A 3956-nucleotide genomic window follows, 5' to 3' on the forward strand; every position below is an offset into this window, starting at 1 on the left:
CGTAGGGGCTCCAGCGGACCGAGAGCATCGCCCAGGCGATGAGGATCAGCACCGCGACGGCGATGGACCAGTCGTCACGGCGGATGTGCATCGCCGGCAGCGTCAGCAGGCCCGCCAGCGCCACCACCGGCGCGAAGCCCAGCGGCGCGAGCCAGGCGAGCAGCGGCGTCAGGGCGAACAGGCCCGCCAGCACCCAGCCGCACCAGGCGGCCAGCCAGGGCGGCGTGCGGCCCTCCTCCGGGCTCATGCGACGCGGCCCAGCTCCTGCGGAACATAGGGCTCGCGCATGGTGACCAGCTCCTCGGCCAAGGTCGGGTGGACGGCGCAGGTGGAGTCCCACTGCTGCTTGGTCACGCCCATCTTCATCGCGATGGCCGCCATCTGGATGATCTCCGGCGCGTCGGGCCCGACCACGTGGCAGCCGACGACCTTCTGGCTGGCCTTGTCGACGACCAGCTTGATCAGCGCCCGCTCGTCGCCGCCGTAGAAGGTCACCTTCATCGGGCGGAAGCGGGAGAGGTAGACGTCGACCTTGCCGTACTGATGGCGGGCGTCGGCCTCCGTCAGCCCGACCGAACCGATCGGCGGCTGGGAGAACACCGCCGAGGCGACCATCTCGTGGTCGAACTTCGTCGGGCGGCCGTAGAACTCGGTCTCGGCGAAGGCCGCGCCCTCGCGGATCGCCACCGGGGTCAGGTTGATGCGGCTGGTGACGTCGCCGACCGCCCAGATGCTTTCCACGTTGGTGCGGGAGTACTCGTCGACGGCGATGGCGCCGTTTTCGGCCAGCTTCACGCCGGCGCTCTCCAGCCCCAGCCCCTTCACGTATGGCTCCCGGCCCAGGGCGAACATGACCACGTCGGTCTCGATGTCACTGCCGGTGAGGCGGCTGAGCAGGCCGGTGGGGGTCTTCTCGATGGATTTGTGCTGGCAGCCGAGGATCACCTTGATGCCGCGCTTCTCCATCTCCTCGGTGACGTGGGCGCGCACGTGGTCGTCGAAGCCGCGCAGGATGTTCGGGCCGCGGTAGACGAGCGTGGTTTCCACCCCCAGGCCGTTGAAGATGCCGGCGAACTCCACCCCGATGTAGCCGCCGCCGGCGATCAGGATCCGCTTCGGCAGCTCCGGCAGGTGGAAGGCCTCGTCCGAGCTGATGGCGAGCTCGGCGCCCGGCAGGTTGTCCGGAACCCACGGCCGGCCGCCGGTGGCGATGAGAATCTTCTCGGCGGTGTAGGTCCGCTCCTGGGCCACCACCTCGACGGTATGGGCGTCCACCAGGCGGGCCTTGGAGTGAACGAGATCGGCCCCGGCGTTCCTCAGGTTGGTGACGTAGATGCCTGAAAGACGGGCGATTTCCCGGTCCTTGGCCGCAAGGAAGGTCGGCCAGTCGAAGGTTGAGCCGGAGGGGCTCCAGCCGAAGCCCTCCGCGGTCTTGAACTGGTGAGCGAACTCCGAGGCGTAGACCATGAACTTCTTGGGCACGCAGCCGCGGATCACGCATGTGCCGCCGACCTTATCTTCCTCGGCGACCGCCACCTTGGCGCCGGACATGGCCGCCAGCCGAGCCGCGCGCACGCCGCCGGAGCCGGCGCCGATGACGAAGAGATCGTAGTCGTAGCTCGCCAAGCGGGCCTCCTTCTTACGGTTCGAGGCGCGTGACGCCGACGGGCCCGCCGACCAGGGCCTCGTCGGCGAGGTCCAGGAACAGGCCGTGGTCGACGACGCCGGTGACGCTCTTCAGCGCCCGCGCCAGGGCCGCCGGGTCCTCGATGCGCCCGCAAGCCGCGTCATAGATGAGGTTGCCGCCGTCGGTTCGCACGGGGGCGCTGTCCTTGAGGCGCAGGCGCGGGGCGACCCCGAGGTCGCATTCGGCCAGGGCGTCGCAGATCCGCAGCGCCGTCGAGCGATGGCCGAAGGCGACCACCTCGATCGGCAGCGGGAACGCCCCGAGCACAGGGACCTGCTTGGCGGCGTCGGCGATGACCACGCAGCGGCGGGAGGCCTCCCACACCAGCTTCTCGCGCAGCAGGGCCGCGCCGCCGCCTTTGATGAGAGCGAGGCCGGGGCCGATCTCGTCCGCCCCGTCGACAGTAAGGTCGACCTCGGTGACGTCCTCGAGGGAGATGATGGTCAGGCCCAGCGAGGCGCCGAGGTCGGCGGTGGCCTGGGAGGTCGGCACGCAGCGCACGTCCAGCCGGCGCTCGGCCAGCGCGCGGACGAACCAGGCGGCCGTGGAGCCTGTGCCGAGGCCGACCACCATGCCAGGCTCGGCGAGCTCGGCGGCGGCGTAGCCGGCGGCCCTCTTCTGATCGTCGGCGCTCACTTGGCGGCCTTCTTCGCCTGCTTGGACTTGCGGAAATCGGTCGCCCAACCGGGTTTCTCCACCTGGCGTCCGCGGGCCAGGGCTAGGGAGTCGGGCGTCACATCGCTGGTGATCACGGAGCCGGAGCCGATGTAGGCGCCCTCGCCCACCCGCACGGGCGCGACCAGTGCGGTGTCGGAGCCGATGAAAGCCCCCGCCCCCACGTGGGTCTCGAATTTGTCGAAGCCGTCGTAGTTGCAGAAGATGGTCCCGGCGCCGATGTTGGCGCCCGCGCCCACCGAGCCGTCGCCGAGATAAGCCAGGTGATTGGCCTTGGCGCCCTTGCCCACAGCGACCTTCTTCACCTCCACAAAGTTGCCGATGTGGGCCTCCTCGCCGATGTCGGCGCCGGGCCGCAGCCGCGCGTACGGGCCGACAAGGGCGCCGGAGCGCACTCGCGCGCCCTCCAGGTGCGAGAAGGAGCGGATCACGGCGGCCGTCGCCACCGTCACGCCGGGGGCGAAGACGACGTAGGGCTCCACCGTCGCGCCGGCCGCGATCTGGGTGTCCCAGGAGAAGTGCACCGTCTCCGGCGCCGGCATCGCGACCCCCTCAGCCAGGAAGTGGGCCCGGCGGCGGTGCTGGAAGATGGCTTCTGCGGCCGAGAGCTGCATCTGGGTGTCGGCGCCCATCACCGCGCTCTCCGGCGCAAAGGCGGCGCGGACCAGCGCCTCCTCCGCGGAGGCCAGACCGACCACGTCGGTGAGGTAGTATTCCTTCTTGGCGTTCTCGTTGCGCACCTTGGGGAGCCAGCGGAACCAGTCCTTGCCGTTGGCGAGGTAGAGGCCGGCGTTGCAGGCCTTCACCGCCGACTGCTCGGGGTTGAGGTCCTTGGCCTCGACGATGCGGATCACGTGGCCGTCGGCGCCGCGGATGATGCGGCCGTAGAGCAAGGGGTCGGCCGGCTCGAAGCCCATGATCGCCAGGCGCGCGCCCTGGGCCCTCAGTTGGAACAGCGGCTCCAGGTCCTTGGGCTCGATCAGCGGCAGGTCGCCGTTGGTGACCAGCACCTCGGCGTCGAAGTCCTCCAGCGCCTCGCGGGCGGCCAGGGCTGCGTGGGCGGTGCCGAGCGGTTCGTCCTGAACCGCGATCGCCCCCTCCCCCAGGCGCGCGGCGATGTGGGCGCGGACCTGGGGGCTGTGGTTTCCGACCACCACCACGATCTTCTCGCAGCCGAGGCCCTCGCAGGCGTCGATCACGCGGTCGACGATGGTGCGCCCACCCACCTTGTTGAGCACCTTGGGGATCGGCGACTTCAGCCGCGTGCCGATGCCCGCGGCGAGGATGACGGCGGCTCTGGCGGGCATGGGTCTCCTGACGAGTCGGTGGCGCGTTGCAATCTTGCGGCTCATAGCCGAAACGGCGAGCGCTTTCGACGGAGCTCCTCGCCTTGCCCACCCCGCTCGCCGGCGCAACCCTGGCCTTCGACCTCGACGGGACCCTCGTCGACACCGCGCCCGACCTCGTGGGCACGCTCAACGTGCTGCTGCGCGAGGAGGGACTTTCGCCCCTGCCGATCGAGGAGGCCCGGCCGTTCATCGGCCGCGGCGCGCGCTGGCTGATCGAGCGGGGCTTCACGGCGGCGGGCTACGAT

The 3956-nt window shown here is 70.4% G+C and carries 4 protein-coding genes and 1 pseudogene; 1 reads left to right on the top strand and 4 read right to left on the bottom strand.

What is annotated here, in order from left to right:
- The 4 genes and pseudogenes from VHK87_RS08760 to glmU form a co-directional block, all read right to left on the bottom strand.
- A pseudogene (locus VHK87_RS08760) lies at positions 1–247 on the bottom strand (hypothetical protein); the annotation flags it as partial.
- The gene (gor, locus tag VHK87_RS08765) at positions 244–1626 is read right to left on the bottom strand and encodes a glutathione-disulfide reductase (protein WP_329634521.1); all 1383 of its coding nucleotides are present in this window, start codon (positions 1624–1626) and stop codon (positions 244–246) included. The pseudogene VHK87_RS08760 and the gene gor, both read right to left, overlap by 4 nt.
- 13 nt (positions 1627–1639) lie before the next feature.
- Positions 1640–2323, bottom strand: a complete 684-nt coding sequence (gene rpiA, locus VHK87_RS08770; RefSeq protein WP_329634522.1) for a ribose-5-phosphate isomerase RpiA — start codon at positions 2321–2323, stop codon at positions 1640–1642.
- On the bottom strand, positions 2320–3714 hold the full coding sequence (gene glmU / locus VHK87_RS08775; protein WP_329634523.1) for a bifunctional UDP-N-acetylglucosamine diphosphorylase/glucosamine-1-phosphate N-acetyltransferase GlmU: 1395 nt from the start codon (positions 3712–3714) through the stop codon (positions 2320–2322). Before glmU ends, rpiA begins: the two co-directional genes overlap by 4 nt.
- Positions 3715–3752: 38 nt before the next feature.
- Between glmU and VHK87_RS08780 the strand changes: the two genes are divergently transcribed.
- On the top strand, positions 3753–3956 hold a 204-nt coding region (locus VHK87_RS08780; RefSeq protein WP_329634524.1), incomplete at its 3' end, for an HAD hydrolase-like protein.

It is taken from the genome of Phenylobacterium sp. (genome assembly GCF_036263695.1).
Taxonomy (GTDB): domain Bacteria; phylum Pseudomonadota; class Alphaproteobacteria; order Caulobacterales; family Caulobacteraceae; genus Phenylobacterium.

Bases quoted from the DNA above. Each gene is read 5' to 3' on its own strand.
- glmU (WP_329634523.1), bottom strand. From the start codon at position 3,714: ATGAGCCGCAAGATTGCAACGCGCCACCGACTCGTCAGGAGACCCATG.